Genomic DNA, 16,777 nt, shown 5'->3' on the forward strand with positions numbered 1-16,777 from the left:
GGGCCACAGGCATGATCCGCATCAAGGCTGGGGTGCCCCGCAGGACGCGCCCGAGGAAGCGTGCCCGCCGTCCGCTGCGCCGGGCGCTCGCCCTGGGGCTGCCCACGGTCTGGGGCGCCATAGCGATCACCTACAAACTCACCTGCCCGCTCGCCCAGCAGAACAGCCTGGGCGCCCGCATCGTCACCAGCGCGGTGTTCTTCGCGGTCGGCACCGGTCTCATCGTCCAGGTCCGCCGTTCCCTGCTCCGCGAACTGCGGCAGATCCGCCAGATCGCCGGCGCCGCCCAGAACGCCCTGCTGCGCCCACTGCCACCCCGCCTCGACGGGCTGAACATCGCCGCCGCCCAACTCTCCGCGGAGCGCGGTGCGGTGGTCGGCGGTGACCTGTACGAGGTGATCGCCACCGAGCACGGCGTCCGGGTCGTGATGGGCGATGTACGCGGCCACGGCATCTCCGCGATCGGCACGGTCGCCGCCGTCCTCGGCAGTTTCCGCGAGGCCGCCCACGACGAGCCCGACCTGGAGGGCGTCCTGCGCCGCCTGGAGCGCGCCCTCGCCCGCCACCTGCGTGAACGCGCCCGCGCGGAACACCCCGCGTCCGGCGGCCTCGACCCCGACAGCCCGGTCGCCGAGGAGTTCGTCACCGTACTGCTGCTGGAGATCGACAGGGACGGCGAGGTGCGGGGGCTGAACTGCGGTCACCCGTGGCCGTATCTGCTGAGCGCGGAGAGTGTCGAGCCACTTGCCCGGGCCGATCCCCTTCCGCCCCTCGGTCCGTTCCCGTTGCCGACGGAGCTGCCGTTCGTCTGCTGCGGCCAACTCCTTCCGGGCGAGGCCCTGTTCCTCTACACGGACGGAGCGGAGGACGCCCGTGACACGAGGGGCCGCTTCTTCCCGTTGCGGGATGTCCTGACAGAGGTGACGGCTCAACACCCGCTCCCCGTACCGCAGTCCGTACTGGGCTCAGTCTTCACGGCCCTGCTTCGTCACACGGGCGGCACCCCGACGGACGACGTGGCGATACTCATCCTGCGCAACGATCGCAGGCCCACACCCACCCCCTCAGGGGCGCGGGGCTGTGACATCAGCGGCTCCGCCGCGGGGGCGCGACCAGCCGCAACGCACCCGCATCCGACGAACTACCCACAGCACAACGGCGTTTAGCCGCACCGTTCCGCCCCGCAAAGCCAGGCCGCCGCACTTACGAGGGGGAGCCGGCGGCCCGGCCGGCCTCTTGCGAGGCAATCCAGTCAACCGGTTGGAAACTCTCCGCGACAGTGTGCACACGCCGCGGATTCGCGTACTCCGTTCACACCCCGTGCGAACGGACCCGCACTACTCTGTCCGCACCGAGTCACCCGGGGGGCCATCCATGCAGCCCAACACACTCCTCGACGCGATCCTGGACGAGGCGGGAATCTCGCACGCGGGACTCGCCGCCCACGTGAACCAGGCGGGACGGGCCCGAGGGCTCGCGCTGCGCTACGAACACACCGCCGTGGCACGGTGGTTGAAGGGCCAGCGCCCCCGGGGCCAGGTCCCCGACCTGATCTGCGAGGTGCTCGCGACCCGCCTGCACAGACCCGTCACCCTCGACGACATCGGCCTCGGCGTACCGGGCGAACCGTCCACCCCGCACGGCACCTCCCTCTCCGGCTTCGTCGAGCGGGCCACCGCCCTGTGGCGCTCCGACGAACAGCAGCGCCCGCACATCCTCGGCGCCCCCGCGGTCACCGGAACGCCCGCGGTGATGCCCGTGTGGGAATGGGAGAACCCGCCCGAGGACGTCGACGTATCGCGTGGCGGCCGGCACGCGGTGAGCATGGCCGACATCGAGATGCTGCGCTCGGCCCGCGCCCACTACGAGCAGATGTACCGCAAGGCCGGCGGCGTCGCGACCCGCACCCGCATCGTCGGCTTCCTCAACTCCGAGACCGCCCCACTGCTGCGCGGCAGCTACACCGACGCCACCGGTCGCCAACTGCACCGCGCCACCGGCGGGTTGGTGGCCATCGCGGGCATCTGCGCCTACGACTCCGACGCGCACGGACTCGCCCAGCGCTACTTCCACCAGGCGCTGCGGCTCGCAAAGGCCAGCAATGACCGGGGACTTGGCGCGTACGTCATCGCGCTGCTCGTCAACCAGTCGCTTTTCATGCGGGAGTTCCGCCAGGCCGTCGCCTTCGCGGAGGCCGCGCTGCGCGCCGCAGGCCGGCAGATCACCCCGGCGCTCGCCTCCGACCTGTACGCGATGCAGGCGAAGGCGTACGCGCACCTCGGCGACGGCACGAGCGCCCTGTCCTGCATCCGGCGTGCCGAGCAGGCCGCCGAACGCATCCGACGCGGATACGAACCCGACGAGACCGGCTATGTCCAGCCGGGCCTGGTCAACGTCCAGGTGGCGGAGGCGCTTCTCAGCCTCGGCGATCTGACGGCGGCCGGGGAACACGCCCACGCGGCCGTGGACACTCCGGCGCACGACCGGGGCCGGGTGCACCGGTTGGCCATGCTCAGCCAGATCGAACTGCGCCAGGGGAACGCCGACAAAGCGGTGGCCACGGCGGTGCAGATGGCCGAGCAGGCACGGGGCATGGAGTCCCAGCGGCTGCGCGACAGACTCCGCGCGGTCCGTGAGTACCTGGTGCGCAGCGACTGCGCGGGTACCACCGAGGCGGCCGAACTCATCGACGGAGCACTGCGCGTACCGCTGTAGAACGCGCCCTGGAAAGCGCCGTAGACCACGACACAGTCCCTGCTGCGATATTGCCACTTACTCGACGGAAGGTGGCAGAACCGTGCAGTGGACGAAACAGAACGAACAAACTGTGTACTCAAATCGCTGGTTCAGCGTCAATCTCGCGGATGTCGAACTGCCCGACGGCCGGCACCTCGACCACTTCCTCATACGGCTTCGTCCGGTGGCCGTGGCGACGGTGGTCAACGAGGCGAACGAAGTGCTCCTGCTGTGGCGGCACCGTTTCATCACCGACAGTTGGGGGTGGGAGCTCGCGGCCGGCGTCGTGGAGGACGGCGAGGACATCGCGCGCGCGGCCGCCAGGGAACTGGAGGAAGAGACCGGCTGGCGGCCGGGGCCCCTGCACCACCTGATGAGCGTGGAGCCGTCCAACGGGCTCACGGACGCCCGGCACCACATCTACTGGGCCGACGAGGGCGAGTACACCGGACACCCCGTGGACGACTTCGAGTCGGACCGCCGGGAATGGGTGCCGCTCAAACTCGTACCCGACATGGTCGCCCGCGGGGAGGTCCCGGCCGCCAACATGGCAGCCGCGTTACTGCTGTTGCACCATCTGAGGCTGGGGCAGGATGGAGCGCCCCAAAGGGGCGCGGGGAACGGCGCGACCAGCCACGACGAACCCGCAGCCAACCGACCGCCCTTCGAACGCTAACGTCCCAGCGCCTGCCAGACAGTCACGACAAGGGCACCCACGGCGGTCATCGCGGCAATGGTCGGCAACGGCCACCGCGTGTGCTCCAGTGCAACGATTCGCGCGCTCAGATCGTCCAGTTCCTTGTCCGTCTCCTCGGTGCGATGGCTGAGCAGCGCCAGCCCTCCCTCGACACGCGCGTAGGCGACGTCGAGACGGCGGCGTAACTCTGCGAGTTCTCCATGGACCACGGGATGCTCGGGGTCGGCGGTCACGGGTCCGCTCCTTTCCGTAGTCGGAACATCCCTTGCATGCGCATGAAGAGTCAACTCCCCTGGTGGACACCGGGGGAGAGTGTGCGAGCGGCATATGCGGGCCCGGCGCGCACACGGTGTGTGAATGGCGCGGGCCCGGCACTCCGAAGAGTGCCGGGCCCGCAACCGCCAAAGTATTACGGTGAGTTGCCGCGAGGGAAGTGCTCAGGCGTAGGTGTAGAAGCCCGAGCCGGACTTACGGCCGAGGCGTCCCGCGTCGACCATGCGCTGGAGCAGCGGGGGAGCGGCGTACAGCGGCTCCTTGTACTCCTCGTACATCGAGAACGCGACCGAGGCGACCGTGTCCAGGCCGATCAGGTCGGCCAGCTTCAGCGGGCCCATCGGGTGGGCGCAGCCGAGCTCCATGCCGTTGTCGATGTCCTCGCGGCTGGCGATGCCCGACTCGAACATCCGGATCGCGGACAGGAGATAGGGGATCAGCAGCGCGTTCACCACGAAGCCGGAGCGGTCCTGCGCGCGGATCGCGTGCTTGCCGAGCGCCTTCTCGGCGAACAGCTGGGCGCGGCTGAGCGTGCCCTCGGAGGTGGTCAGCGCCGGGATCAGCTCGACCAGCTTCTGCACCGGGGCCGGGTTGAAGAAGTGGATGCCGATGACCTGGTCGGGGCGCGAGGTGGCGACCGCGAGCCGCACCAACGGGATCGAGGAGGTGTTGGAGGCCAGGATCGCGTCGGGGCGGGTCACGACCTGGTCGAGCACCTGGAAGATCTCGGTCTTCACCTGCTCGTTCTCGACGACGGCCTCGACCACGAGGTCACGGTCGGCGAACTCGCCGAGATCGGTGGTGAAGCTGAGCCGCGCCTGCGTCTCCGCCAGTTCCTCGGCGGTGATCTTGCCGCGCTCGGCGGCCTTGGTCAGCGAGTTGAACAGCCGGGTCCGGCCGATCTCCAGGGCCTCGCCGGTGGTCTCGGCGACCTTCACGTCCAGGCCGGAGCGGGCGCACACCTCGGCGATACCCGCGCCCATCTGGCCGCAGCCGACCACTCCGACGCGCGTAATATCTCCCGCTGGGATGCCCGTCACATCGTCCCCTTCACTGCTCTGTCACTGTGTCGCAGGATTCCGTAGTTCGGCGCCTGCTCCGATCGTGCACGTTACCCGTAAGTATCGATGATCGATCGCCGGGGTCGGGCATTCTGGGGCGCGGAGACGATCCGTGACGGCACGGATCCACAGCGTATGGGGGTGTGCAGATGGGGCGATTGTCACGTCGGGCGTTCGCGATGGCCGCGCTGTCGACGCTGGCCACGACGGGCAGCGCGGCGGCGGAACCCGGGCCCGTACCGAGGCCGGCGGGTCGTCCGCGCGGGGTCACCGAGATGCGGGGTGTGTGGCTGGCGACGGTGGCCAACCGCGACTGGCCCTCCCGCCCGGGCCTCACCGCGGCACAGCAGCGCACCGAACTGATCGCCCACCTCGACACGGCGGTCCGGGACCGCCTCAACACGGTGATGTTCCAAGTACGGCCCACCGCCGACGCGTTGTGGCCCTCGCCGTACGAGCCCTGGTCGCAGTACCTGACCGGCACCCAGGGCGTGGCCCCCGGCTGGGACCCGCTGAAGACGGCCGTGGAAGAGGCGCATGCGCGGGGGCTGGAACTGCACGCCTGGTTCAACCCGTACCGGATCGCCAACAACACCGACCTGACCAGGCTCGTCGCCTCGCACCCGGCGCGCAAGCACCCGGACTGGGTGGTGGCGTACGGCGGGAAGCTCTACTACAACCCCGGGTTGCCCCAGGTGCGCGCCTTCGTCGAGGACGCGATCCTCGACGCGGTGAAGAAGTACCCGGTCGACGGGGTCCACTTCGACGACTACTTCTACCCGTACCCGGTGGCCGGCCAGACCTTCGACGACGACGCGGCCTACGACAGGTACGGCGGCGGCTTCGCCGACCGGGCCGGCTGGCGCCGCGACAACATCGACAAGCTGATCCGCGAGACCGCGGCCCGCATCCAGCGGATCCGCCCGGGCACGAGCTTCGGGATCAGCCCCTTCGGCGTGTGGCGCAACATCGCGACCGACCCACGCGGCTCCGACACCCGGGCGGGGGTGCAGACGTACGACGACCTGTGCGCGGACACCCGCAAGTGGGTGCGCGAGAACTGGATCGACTACATCGTCCCGCAGCTGTACTGGAACATCGGCTTCGCCGCCGCCGACTACGCCAAGCTGCTGCCCTGGTGGGCGGAGGTGGCGCGCGGCACGAAGACGCGGCTCTACGCGGGTGAGGCGCTGTACAAGGCGGGCGACCCGGCACAGCCCGCGGCCTGGCAGGACCCGGCCGAACTCTCCCGCCACCTCACGCTCGCGGCCAAGTACCCCCAGTTCGGCGGGCATGTCTTCTTCGCGGCCAGGGATGTGGCGGTGGATCCTATCGGCGCGATGGCCCGGCTGGTGGCCGACCACTACCAGGAGCACGTGCGGGCTCCGCGCTGAACTCCCGTTCCGGAAGCGGGATCTGTACACCTCAACTCCGCGCCCGTTGCGTGACGGCGATGCACACCAGCACCGCCGCCGCGGTCAACGGGGCGGCCACAGGCAGGTGTTCGCCGAGCAGCAGGACCGACCAGACCAGTGTGAGCAGCGGTTGGGCCAGCTGTAGTTGGCTTGCCTTCGGGACGCCGATGGCGGCCATGCCCCGGTACCAGACGACGAGCCCGAAGAACTGCGAACCGGCGGCGACCCACAGCAGCCCGGCCACGCTGTGCGCGGTGAGGTGCGGGGTGTCGTACGACAGCGCGATCGCGGCGGCGGGCACGGTCAGCGGCAGGCACAGGACCAGCGCCCAGGCGATGACCTGCCAGCCGGGCATGACCCGGGCCAGTCGGCCGCCCTCGGTGTAACCGGCCGCGCAGACCAGCAGCGCGGCGAGGAGATACAGGTCGGCGGTGGTCACGGCGCCGCCGCTCTGCTGGACGGTGAAGGCGATCACCGCGCCGGCGCCCGCGAGCGCGGCCGTCCAGAAGGTGCGCGAGGGGCGGATGCCGGTGCGCAGCGCGGACAGCGCGGCGGTCGTCAGCGGCAGCAGGCCGACAACCACCGCCGCGTGCGCGGTGGTCGACGTCTCCAGCGCGAGCGTGGTGAGCAGCGGGAAACCGACGACCACCCCTGCCGCCACGACGGCCAGCCCGCCCCAGTGTCGACGGCCGGGCACGCGGACGCGCAGCGCCAGTAGACAGCCGCCCGCGATGACCGCCGCGAGGACGCTGCGCACGGCCACCAACGACCAGGCGCCGAAGCCTTCGAGCCCCCAGGCGGTGGCGGGGAAGGTGAGGGAGAAGGCGATCACACCGAGCGCGGCCTGGACGGTACCGGCGCGGACGCCGAGCACGGGGGCCGGTGCGGGGGCGGAAGCGGGGCCGGTACCGGTGCTGACCGCTATCGGGCTCGGGGCGGTAGCGCTATCGTGTGCTCTCATGCACGAGCGTAGCAGTGTCGGTGAACTGGCGAATCATCTGCGACAGGAACTCAACCGCTACTCACCCGGTGGAAAGCTGCCGTCGAGCCGGGCGCTCGTCGAACGGTTCAGGGTGAGCCCCGTGACCGTCTCGCGCGCCCTCGCGCAGCTGGCCGCCGAAGGACTGGTGGTCACCCGGCCCGGCGCGGGCGCGTTCCGGGCGACGCCCCGCCCCGCGACCGCCGCTACCTCGGGGGACACCTCCTGGCAGGAGGTCGCGCTCAGCGCGGACGGCACCGCCGACTTCGTCCCGCGCACGGTGGACGCGTCCGCGGTCCTGGCGACCCTGGCCGTCCCGCCGCCGGGCGTGATCGAGTTCAACGGCGGCTATCTACACCCGTCCCTGCAACCCGAGCGCGCGATGGCCGCAGCGCTGTCCCGGGCCGGCCGCCGCCCCGGCGCCTGGGGCCGCCCGCCGATGGAGGGCCTGCCGGAACTGCGCGAGTGGTTCGCGCGCAGCATCGGCGGAGCGGTGACGGCCGCCGACGTCCTGGTGAGCGCGGGCGGCCAGACCGCGCTCACCACCGCACTGCGCGCCCTCGCACCCCCGGGCGCACCGGTCCTCGTCGAATCCCCCACGTATCCAGGCATGTTGGCGATCGCGCGGGCGGCAGGCCTGCGTCCGGTCCCGGTGCCGGTGGACGCGGACGGCGTGAAACCGCCCCTGCTCGCCGAAGCGTTCCGCGCGACCGGCGCCCGGGTCTTCGTCTGCCAGCCCCTGTTCCAGAACCCGACCGGCGCGGTCCTCGCCCCCGCCCGCCGTTCGGAGGTCCTGGGCATCGCCCGCGACGCGGGCGCGTTCGTCATCGAGGACGACTTCGTACGACGGCTCGTGCACGACGACGCGGGTCCGCTGCCGAGCCCGCTCGTCGCCGACGACCCCGACGGAGTCGTCGTCCACGTCGGCTCGCTCACCAAGGCGACCTCGCCCAGCTTCCGGGTCAGCGCCCTCGCCGCGCACGGCCCGGTGCTGGAACGCCTGCGCGCCATCCAGGTCGTCGACACCTTCTTCGTCCCCCGCCCGCTCCAGGAGGCGGCCCTCGAACTCGTCGGCTCCCCGGCGTGGCCCCGCCATCTCCGCGCGATCTCAACCGAGTTGAAGACCCGCCTCACCACGATGACGACCGCTCTGCGCCTCGAACTCCCCACCTTCTCCCTCCCGCACATCCCCTCCGGTGGCTACCACCTCTGGCTCCGACTCCCCGACGGCATGGACGAACAGTCCCTGACGATCGCGGCCCTCCGCGCGGGCGTCTCCATCGCCCCCGGCCGCCCCTACTTCAGCGCCGAACCCCCGGCCGCCCACGTCCGGTTGAGCTTCGCCGCGGTCGCGGGGACGGGGGAGATCGTGGAGGGCGTACGACGGCTTCGGGCGGCCTGCGAGGAGGTGCTCTGACGCGGCGGTGCCCCAGCCCGGGGGTCTCGGTGAGCAGTTCGTAGCTCCGCTCCCCGTCCTCGAACCAGTGGTCCAAAGCCTGCCACCCGGCACTGACAACGCCCGGGCCGCCGGCCAAAACCGCTCGACACCTCGCCCCCTGACCTGCGAGCCTCCCGCCATGAACGACATCCCGAGCCTCCCCGACGGCTATGAGTTCTCCGCCGACTCCGCCCGCGTCGACATCGACCGCACTTACCGCTGGCTGTCCACCGACGCCTACTGGGCGATGGACCGGCCCCGCGAGAAGCACGAGCGGGCGGTCGCGTCCTCGCTGAACTTCGGGGTGTACGACACGACTTCGGGGGAGCAGGTGGCGTACGCGCGCGTGGTCACCGACCAGGCCGCGTTCGCGTGGCTGTGCGACGTGTACGTGGACCCGTCGGTGCGCGGCAAGGGCGTCGGCACGGCGTTCGTCGGCGCTGTGTGCGAGGAGCTGCGGCCGTTCGGACTGCGGCGGATCCTGCTCGCCACGCACGACGCCCACGGGGTGTACGAGAAGCTCGGATTCAAGCCATTGGAGCGGCCCGACCAGTGGATGGCCCTCATTTTCGAGTGAGTTGTCCGCCCTGGTCCCGACTTCGAAGTGAGGTTTCGCCCACCCTGGGTAACGCTCGTTCGGCACCCCTTGACCTGCGTACTTCGGCGGGATCACGATCGCCGCATGCTACTTCGGGTCACGTTCGTCGCCGCCGCGCGCAGCTCCCCGCTGCTCGCGGAGCGCTTCGAGGACGACCGCCCGCTGGACCAGGCGGGATGGGACGAGGTGCAGCGCGCCGCCCCGGTCCTGCTGCCGCTGGCGGCGGCGGAGCTGCGCTACTGTTCGCCGACCCCGCGCAGCCGGACCACCGGCGACGGCCTCGGGTACACCCCGTTGGTGCAACTCGCCCTGCGGGACTGTGACATGGGCCGCTGGCGCGGCCTGACCCTCGGCGAGGCGATGGCTCGCGAACCGGCCCTGGTGGACGCCTGGCTCGCCGACCCCCGCTCCACCCCGCACGGCGGCGAGTCCCTGCTGGCCTTCATCTCCCGGGTGGGCGGCTGGCTGGACACCCGCCCCGACGACGACGGCGGCCGCATCGTCGCCGTCGCCGAACCCTCCGTGATCCGCGCCGCGTTGGTCTACGCCCTCAAGGCACCCCCGTCGACCTACTGGAACCTCGACGTGCGCCCACTGTCGACCACCACGGTCACGGGGCATGCGGGGCGCTGGAACCTGCGGTTCGACGGGGCGGGGGTCCAGTCCAGGCGGGTGTAGGGCCGTGGGTGCAGCGGGAGAGGGCGCCGCTGCTCAACTCCCGCGCGTGTAATCCGTGTTGAGCAGTAGGTCCTTGGCCGGCCCGCCCACCTGCCACACCGTCCGCCAGTGGTCCGCGTCGAGCACCGTGAACTCGCCCCGGTACAGATCCGCCGAGCAGGGATGGTCGGCTACATGGTGCCCCGTGGCCAGATCCAGACCGTGGAAGGGCCGTCCGTCGCCGAAGCGCACGTCGGCCGTCCCCGGTGCCCCGCCCGGCAGGAACCGCAGGGTCCGCTCGGCGGGACGGGCCACGCCCAGCCAGGTGAAGGTGCCCGACTCCGTGTGCAGCAGGCCCCCTTCGGGCAGCGCGCTGAAGACGGTCGTACCCGCGAAGTCGCCCTCGTCCCCGCTCGACAGGTCCCGTACCGACCTCCGGACCCGCCAACTCCCGGACAGGTACGCCAACACGTCCGCCACCGGCCAGAACTCGCCCATCGTCATCCCTTCCGCATGACCTGGTGGGGCAACAGCGCATGCATGTCCTCGACCCTACGTCCCCGTCCGCACCGGCCCCATTGACGTGCTCACGCCCCTTCCCTATCTTGCCGTTCGAAGTGCTGACCAGTGTCTGATATCTCGAACAACCTTGAGGCGGCTTCCGGGCGGCTTCAGGGCAACTTCAAGAGCCGCGGAGTATCCATGTCACGCACCAGCCGCACCCGCCTGAGACTCGCCTTAGGGGCGAGCGCGTTCCTGCTGGCGACGGCCGTCGTCCCCGCACCCGCCCGCGCCGACGACGTCACGGACGTCACGGACTACGCGATCACCGTCGACCCGTCGACGCGGGGCGCCGCGATCGACAGGACGATGTACGGGGTCTTCTTCGAGGACATCAACCGCGCGGCCGACGGCGGCCTGTACGCCGAACTCGTGCAGAACCGGTCCTTCGAGTACTCCACCGACGACAACAAGTCGTACACCCCGCTGACCGGTTGGACGGTCGCGGGCACGGCCCAGGTGGTGAACGACGTCGGCCGTCTCAACGAGACCAACCGCAACTACCTCTCCCTGACGGCCGGTTCGTCCGTCACGAACGCCGGTTACAACACCGGCGTCGCCGTGGAGGACGGCAAGAAGTACGACTTCTCGGTGTGGGCCCGCGCCGATACCGGCACCACACTCACCGTGAGCCTCCAGGACACCGGCGGCACACTGGCGACGGCACACCAGGTGAAGGTGAGGAAGAACGGCTGGGCGCACTACCGGGCGCGGTTCACCGCGACCCGCACCAGCACCGCCGGCCGCCTCACCGTCGCCTCCTCCGACGCGACCGCCCTCGACATGGTGTCCCTCTTCCCCCGCGACACCTACAAGCACGAGCCGAACGGCCTGCGCAAGGACCTCGCCGAGAAGATCGCCGCCCTGCACCCGGGCTTCGTGCGCTTCCCCGGCGGCTGCCTGGTCAACACCGGTTCCATGGAGGACTACAGCGCAGCCTCCGGATACCAGCGCAAGCGCTCGTACCAGTGGAAGGACACCGTCGGCCCGGTCGAGACCCGTGCCACGAACTCCAACTTCTGGGGCTACAACCAGAGTTACGGCCTCGGCTACTACGAGTACTTCCGCCTCGCCGAGGACATCGGCGCGATGCCGCTGCCCGTCGTACCGGCCCTGGTGACCGGCTGCGGCCAGAACAAGGCCGTGGACGACCCGGCGTTGCTCAAGCGGCACATCCAGGACACCCTGGATCTCGTCGAGTTCGCCAACGGACCGGTGACGTCGAAGTGGGGCGGGCTGCGCGCCGAGATGGGCCACCCCAAGCCCTTCCACCTCACCCACATCGAGGTCGGCAACGAGGAGAACCTCCCCGCCGAGTTCTTCGCCCGCTTCACCCGGTTCCGTACGGCGATCGAGGCCAAGTACCCGTACATGACCGTGATCTCCAACGCGGGCCCGGACGACAGCGGTTCGACCTTCGACACGGCCTGGCAGCTCAACAAGGACGCCAAGGTCGACATGGTCGACGAGCACTACTACAACAGCCCGCAGTGGTTCCTGCAGAACAACGACCGCTACGACTCCTACGACCGCACCGGCCCGAAGGTCTTCCTCGGCGAATACGCCTCCGGCGGCAACGCGTTCAAGAACGGCCTCGCCGAAGCGGCGTACATGACCGGCCTGGAGCGCAACGCTGACGTCGTCGAACTCGCCTCCTACGCACCGCTGTTCGCCAACGAGGACTACGTCCAGTGGCGCCCGGACCTGGTGTGGTTCAACAACCACGCCTCCTGGGGCTCCGCCGACTACGAGGTCCAGAAGCTCTTCATGAACAACGTCGGTACCCGCGTGGTGCCGTCAACGGCCACCGGAACACCGTCACTTGCCGCCCCGATCTCCGGCGCGGTCGGCCTGTCGACCTGGGCGACGAGCGCGGCGTACGACGATGTGAAGGTGACGGCGGCGGACGGTTCGGCGCTGCTCTCCGACGACTTCTCCGGTGACACGGCAGGCCGGTGGACCCATACGGGAGGCGGGAGTTGGAGCCTTGAGGACGGGCAGTACGTCCAGACCGACACCGCCGCCGAGAACACCATGGTGTCGGCGGGCGACCCGGCCTGGCACGACTACGACCTGCACGTGAAGGCGACCAAGAGGTCCGGGAAAGAAGGCTTCCTGGTCGCGTTCGGCGTCAAGGACACCGGCAACTACTACTGGTGGAACCTGGGCGGCTGGAACAACACCCAGACCGCCGTCGAACAGGCCGTGGACGGCGGCAAGTCGACGCTGGTCGCCAAGCCGGGGACCATCGAGACGGGCCGCGCCTACGACGTCGACATCAAGGTGAGGGGCCGTCAGGTCACCCTGTACCTCGACGGCCAGAAGTGGGGCGGCTTCGCCGACGACAAGCCGGCCGAGCCGTTCCGTCAGGTCGTCACCAAGGACGCGAAGACCGGTGACCTGATCGTCAAGGTCGTCAACGACCAGTCCTCGGCGGCCCGTACGGCGATCGACCTGGGCGGCGCGAAGGTCGCCTCCAAGGCGAAGGTCACCACGCTCGCCGCCGCGCCCGACGCGGTGAACAGCGAGACGGCGACGGCGGTCGCGCCGGTCGAGTCCACCTTCAAGGGGGTTGCGGGCAGGTTCGGTTACACCTTCCCGGCGAACTCGGTCACGTTCCTGAGGATCAAGCAGAAGTAGCTTCCGCCTCCGGGGTGGGCTGCTGTCCCAGCGGCAGCAGCCCACGATCGGCGAAGACCTTCTTCGCGGCGAAGGTGGCGTTGAGCGCCTTGGGGATGCCGCAGTACACGGCGGAGTGCGTCAGGGCCTCGACGATCTCCTCCGGTGTGAGGCCCACGTTCAGCGCCGCGTTCACGTGCACATCGAGCTGCGCCTCGCAGCCGCCGAGCGCGGTGAGCATGCCCAGCGTCACCAACTGGCGGTCGCGCGGGGCGAGTCCGGGACGGTCGTAGATCTCGCCGAAGGCCCAGGCGACGACCTGGTGACCCAGTTCGGGGCTGATGTCGGCGAGCGAGTCGACGACCCGCTGCCCGGCCTCGCCGTCGACCCGCTTCAGGACCTCCAGGCCGTGGTCGAAACGTTCTTCACGGGTGGTGCTCGCGCTCATGTCGGTTCATCCGATCCCGGCCGCTCGTGCTCGACCTCGTCGAGGAGCAGCCGTTCGTAGTGGTTGATCTTGTGGTCCAGCGCGGACGCGTTGCGGCGCAACGCCCTGATCCGGTCGGCCAGTTCGGCCCGATGCCCGCGCAGCATCGCCAGCCGGTCGGCGACCGTGACGTCCCCCGCCGCCCGCAGCGCCGCGAACCGCTGCATGTCGGCGATCGACATACCCGTCCCGCGCAACCGCAGCAGAAACTCCAGCCAGGCCAGGTCCGCGGCCTGGTAACGCCGTTGGTTGCCGGTGGTCCTCCCGACCCGCTCGATCAGGCCGGCCTTCTCGTAGTAGCGCAACGTGTCGTGCGAGAGACCGGTGCGCTCGGCGACCTGGGCGATGGTGAGGGTGGGTTCCCGGTCCCGGGGGAGGGGATTCAGGGGCTGTCCGCTGCTCATGAACACAACCGTAGAACCTGGAGCGCGCTCCAGGTCAACCCCTGCTGGGGACCACTGCGGACGCGCGAGCGGGACCTGTGTCCGAACCGTTGGATCACGCTTGACCTGGGGATTACCCGCCCCGCACACTTGTCCTCCCCCTGGGGAGGGGGTTCACGAGGGGGGACGCCACATGAGCCGGACGACCACGATCGACGTGTACCAGGACCGCTGCGAGCAGTTGTTCCTGGCCGGGGGAGACGCGGCCGTCCGGCGCGCCGCGCAGGAGGGGCTGGACGAGCTCGGGCCGCGGGCCGATCTCTACTGCTGGCTGGCTCTCGGGCATGCCGTCGAGGACGACGACGACCACGACGATCGCGCGGAGGAGGCGTTCCGGGCGGGACTCGCGCTCGACGGCGACCATCTCGGGCTCCTGGCCGGGTACGCCGAACTCTGCCTGCGTGCCGACGCGTTCGAGTACCCCGGCCGTGCCGCGCGCGCATCCGTCCTCTCCCGGCGCCTGACGGAATCGGCACCGGAGTCCGCCGAGGCCGAACAGCCCGCCGCCGTCGAGCGCTGGGCCCGACGTGGTTACTGGGAGGACATCAGGATGAGGGCGGTGGTCGGTGCGCTCCAGGGCCGTGACACCGAGGCCCAGGCCCGCGCCCTGGCCGAGGACCTCCGGCAGCGGGACGGCGACGACGCGAGCACGCGGGGAGCCGAGCCCCTCGACCGGGCCGCCACCGTGCGCGCCACGACCCTGGAGGCGCTGTCCGGTCCCTGGAACGCGCCGGTGCGCCTCCTCGGCCGGTACCGGACGGCCGCGTGGGGGGTCAGCCTCATCCTGTGCTTCGCCACCAACACGACGCTGCGGCGGACCGGCGTCGTGGACCACTTCAGCCTGTGGGGCTACCTCTGGCTGATCCCCGTGCTGATCGTCGACCGCCGTTTCGCCGCGGTCCGCAAAGAGGCCGAGGCCCGCCACGTCGCCCACCTGGAAGCCGTGCTCGCCGAGCGATCCTGACCGAGCGGGCGGTGTCAGTCCTGCCCCGACCGGCGGCGGTAGTGGCCGAGGACCACATGGGCAGGGATGATCGTGATCCAGAACCACATCGCCGCGGCCGTGTTGACGTAGGCCAGGGGAATGGAGAGGACGAACACCAGGACGCTGGAGCCCAGTTGGACGGTGAAGCGGCGGCGGGCCCTGGCGGCGGGGGAGTCGGGCGAGGGGTGCACCTGGCGCTGCGTGAGCAGCAGGAGCGCCGCGTGCACCGCGTGGATCGCGGCCATGGCGCTCGCGTAGAGGGCGACGGCGTCGGGCTGTGAGGCGTACTCCGCCAGGAGGCTGGTGGGGAAGGGCAGCAGCGCGACCAGGCCGAGGCCGAGGAGGGTGAGGCGGGTGACCACGCCCGTCTCGACGGGCACCGCGGTGAGGATGCGGCGGTGGTCACGCCAGAACCCGGCGATGAGGGTGAAGCTCAGCGCGAAGGCGCCGAGGCTGGGCAGGGCGTCCCCCAGGGCCTTGTGGAAGGCGGCGGCCGGCAGATTCGCGGGGACCGCGACGTTGATGACGAGCAGCGTCATCGCGATGGCGAATATCCCGTCGGACAGAGCGATCAGGCGTGCCGTACCGGGGGAGTGCTCGGGTGTACGCGTCGCTGCCACGGGCTCCGTCATGCCGACGACAGTAGGGCGTCGCGGCCTTGAACAGTGGTGTCGAACCGTCGGGTCCGCTTACGGTCGGTCCGTGATGATCGGATGTGATGAGCCGCGCAGACTCGGAGTCCCGGACCGCGAGGCGCGGTTGCGCTTCGGGACGGAGCGGCGGGAGGACGGGGGCCGGCCGGGGCGCAGGGTGCTCATGGTCGACGGGGAGCCCGCCTTCGAGCTCAGCAACTGGTGCGGAACCTGCCCGTTGCTCTTCCGTCGGTTGGTGACCGGGAACAAGAAGTTGTCATTGGAGGTCCTGCGGGAGCGGCTCACCGGGACGCCGGCCGAGCCGGGTGACGGCGGGGTGATCGACGCGTTCGGCGCGTTGCTGCCGGAGGGCGAGTACCTTCCGGTGCTGCTGCGCGTGGAGCCCCGGCTGGTGATCCCGGGCCAGGAGGGCGACTACTTCAGCGGCGAGCAGGTGGACACGTGGGGGATCGACCAGTTCTGGGGCCTCCCGGAGTACCCGCACACGCCGTACTACCGGACCTTCGAGACCGCGGTCGACGCGTCCGCACACCTCTACGAGTTCGTCGTGCCCATGGTTCCCCCGACGTGGAACGAGCGGGAACGCGTCGAAGAATACGTCGAACTCATGCGCCGGGGCGCGGTCCCGACGGCCGTGGCGGTCTCGACGCTGGACGTGTGCGAACCCGCCAACGCCTTCGGGGACGACCAGTCCCAGCACTGGGGCCTGACGCACTTCCTCCTCGACGGCCACCACAAACTGGAGGCCGCGGCCACCGCCGGCTGCCCGGTGCGAGTCCTCTCGCTCCTCGCCCTGGGGGAGGGGCTGGCCGGAGCCGAAGAATGCGCTCGGCTGCCTGCCCTGCGCGCCCAGCCCCGCTCGGCCCGGACAGCCGGTGCCTGAAGTGACTCACCGAATCCGAAGCGACTGATCGCAGCTGTGACCGAGAACTTTAGTTGGCGAATCATGGACTGAGACGCGCAGGTCGGGAGCGGGTGGAGAATCCTTGTTGGCAAATCATGAGAAGGATAGTTGGCAAATCATGGTTGCCGTTGTTGACTCTCTGTGACTGTAGGTAGCTCTACCTGCGACGACACCAGCGAGAGGTTGAGTGTGCTGCACAAGGCTTGCGAGATGACCGAGTCGACTGGCTAGGCCACCACTCGGCCGCCCTGGTCGTGGACGGGCTGGGGAA

The 16,777-nt window shown here is 70.2% G+C and carries 16 protein-coding genes and 1 pseudogene; 10 read left to right on the top strand and 7 right to left on the bottom strand.

The genetic code is table 11. The features are described from left to right. Window positions 1-11 precede the first annotated feature (11 nt). From OG226_RS38745 to OG226_RS38755, 3 genes and pseudogenes are all read left to right on the top strand, one after another. Window positions 12-1,166 (top strand): PP2C family protein-serine/threonine phosphatase, encoded by a 1,155-nt coding sequence (locus OG226_RS38745; protein WP_328684421.1) that lies wholly within the window; start codon window positions 12-14, stop codon window positions 1,164-1,166. 208 nt (window positions 1,167-1,374) lie between these two features. Continuing rightward, the gene (locus OG226_RS38750) at window positions 1,375-2,715 is read left to right on the top strand and encodes a transcriptional regulator (protein WP_328684422.1); all 1,341 of its coding nucleotides are present in this window, start codon (window positions 1,375-1,377) and stop codon (window positions 2,713-2,715) included. An 82-nt stretch (window positions 2,716-2,797) separates the two neighbouring features. Then, window positions 2,798-3,340 (top strand): annotated as a pseudogene (locus OG226_RS38755) (NUDIX hydrolase); the annotation flags it as partial. Window positions 3,341-3,408: 68 nt separating this feature from the next. Here the strand turns inward: OG226_RS38755 and OG226_RS38760 are convergent. Together OG226_RS38760 and OG226_RS38765 are read right to left on the bottom strand one after the other, a co-directional pair. Then, a complete protein-coding gene (locus tag OG226_RS38760) occupies window positions 3,409-3,666 on the bottom strand; it encodes a hypothetical protein (RefSeq protein WP_328684423.1) in 258 nt (85 codons plus the stop codon). A gap of 204 nt (window positions 3,667-3,870) precedes the next feature. After that, the gene (locus OG226_RS38765) at window positions 3,871-4,746 is read right to left on the bottom strand and encodes a 3-hydroxybutyryl-CoA dehydrogenase (RefSeq protein ID WP_328684424.1); all 876 of its coding nucleotides are present in this window, start codon (window positions 4,744-4,746) and stop codon (window positions 3,871-3,873) included. 170 nt (window positions 4,747-4,916) lie between these two features. Between OG226_RS38765 and OG226_RS38770 the strand changes: the two genes are divergently transcribed. Next, window positions 4,917-6,161 (top strand): glycoside hydrolase family 10 protein, encoded by a 1,245-nt coding sequence (locus OG226_RS38770; RefSeq protein ID WP_329351505.1) that lies wholly within the window; start codon window positions 4,917-4,919, stop codon window positions 6,159-6,161. 31 nt (window positions 6,162-6,192) lie between these two features. On the opposite strand, the gene OG226_RS38775 is transcribed toward OG226_RS38770, so the two are convergent. Further along, window positions 6,193-7,143: a DMT family transporter gene (locus tag OG226_RS38775; RefSeq protein ID WP_328684426.1), complete on the bottom strand. Its 951-nt coding sequence runs from the start codon at window positions 7,141-7,143 to the stop codon at window positions 6,193-6,195. Here OG226_RS38775 and OG226_RS38780 point away from each other — a divergent pair. The 3 genes from OG226_RS38780 (at window position 7,142) to OG226_RS38790 (ending at window position 9,875) form a co-directional block, all read left to right on the top strand. Continuing rightward, window positions 7,142-8,578 (top strand): aminotransferase-like domain-containing protein, encoded by a 1,437-nt coding sequence (locus OG226_RS38780; RefSeq protein WP_328684427.1) that lies wholly within the window; start codon window positions 7,142-7,144, stop codon window positions 8,576-8,578. The two genes, OG226_RS38775 and OG226_RS38780, sit on opposite strands and share 2 nt — an antisense overlap. A gap of 160 nt (window positions 8,579-8,738) precedes the next feature. Next, window positions 8,739-9,176 (top strand): GNAT family N-acetyltransferase, encoded by a 438-nt coding sequence (locus OG226_RS38785; RefSeq protein WP_328684428.1) that lies wholly within the window; start codon window positions 8,739-8,741, stop codon window positions 9,174-9,176. 105 nt (window positions 9,177-9,281) lie between these two features. Beyond that, window positions 9,282-9,875, top strand: a complete 594-nt coding sequence (locus OG226_RS38790) for a histidine phosphatase family protein (RefSeq protein ID WP_329351506.1) — start codon at window positions 9,282-9,284, stop codon at window positions 9,873-9,875. 33 nt (window positions 9,876-9,908) lie between these two features. Here the strand turns inward: OG226_RS38790 and OG226_RS38795 are convergent, their stop codons facing one another. Then, on the bottom strand, window positions 9,909-10,352 hold the full coding sequence (locus OG226_RS38795) for a DUF6314 family protein (RefSeq protein WP_328684430.1): 444 nt from the start codon (window positions 10,350-10,352) through the stop codon (window positions 9,909-9,911). A gap of 204 nt (window positions 10,353-10,556) precedes the next feature. Here OG226_RS38795 and OG226_RS38800 point away from each other — a divergent pair, with 204 nt between their 5' ends. Further along, entirely contained in the window at window positions 10,557-13,055 is a 2,499-nt protein-coding gene (locus OG226_RS38800) for an alpha-L-arabinofuranosidase C-terminal domain-containing protein (RefSeq protein ID WP_329351507.1), read from the top strand. Here OG226_RS38800 and OG226_RS38805 read toward each other — a convergent pair. Together OG226_RS38805 and OG226_RS38810 are read right to left on the bottom strand one after the other, a co-directional pair. Beyond that, window positions 13,042-13,482, bottom strand: a complete 441-nt coding sequence (locus tag OG226_RS38805) for a carboxymuconolactone decarboxylase family protein (protein ID WP_329351509.1) — start codon at window positions 13,480-13,482, stop codon at window positions 13,042-13,044. The genes OG226_RS38800 and OG226_RS38805 overlap by 14 nt on opposite strands. Further along, complete coding sequence (locus OG226_RS38810) at window positions 13,479-13,925, bottom strand: MerR family transcriptional regulator (RefSeq protein WP_329351511.1); 447 nt, start codon at window positions 13,923-13,925, stop codon at window positions 13,479-13,481. Before OG226_RS38810 ends, OG226_RS38805 begins: the two co-directional genes overlap by 4 nt. A 172-nt stretch (window positions 13,926-14,097) precedes the next feature. Here OG226_RS38810 and OG226_RS38815 point away from each other — a divergent pair, with 172 nt between their 5' ends. Then, complete coding sequence (locus OG226_RS38815) at window positions 14,098-14,928, top strand: hypothetical protein (RefSeq protein ID WP_329351513.1); 831 nt, start codon at window positions 14,098-14,100, stop codon at window positions 14,926-14,928. 14 nt (window positions 14,929-14,942) lie between these two features. On the opposite strand, the gene OG226_RS38820 is transcribed toward OG226_RS38815, so the two are convergent. Beyond that, window positions 14,943-15,581: a TMEM175 family protein gene (locus tag OG226_RS38820; RefSeq protein WP_329351515.1), complete on the bottom strand. Its 639-nt coding sequence runs from the start codon at window positions 15,579-15,581 to the stop codon at window positions 14,943-14,945. A 73-nt stretch (window positions 15,582-15,654) separates the two neighbouring features. On the opposite strand from OG226_RS38820, the gene OG226_RS38825 reads away from it, so the two are divergent. Further along, window positions 15,655-16,485 carry a hypothetical protein gene (locus OG226_RS38825; RefSeq protein WP_329353646.1) on the top strand — a complete coding sequence of 277 codons (831 nt, stop codon included), beginning with the start codon at window positions 15,655-15,657 and terminating at the stop codon, window positions 16,483-16,485. The last annotated feature ends 292 nt before the right edge of the window (window positions 16,486-16,777 follow it).

The sequence above is a fragment of the Streptomyces sp. NBC_01261 genome (assembly GCF_036226385.1).
Taxonomy (GTDB): Bacteria; Actinomycetota; Actinomycetes; order Streptomycetales; family Streptomycetaceae; genus Streptomyces.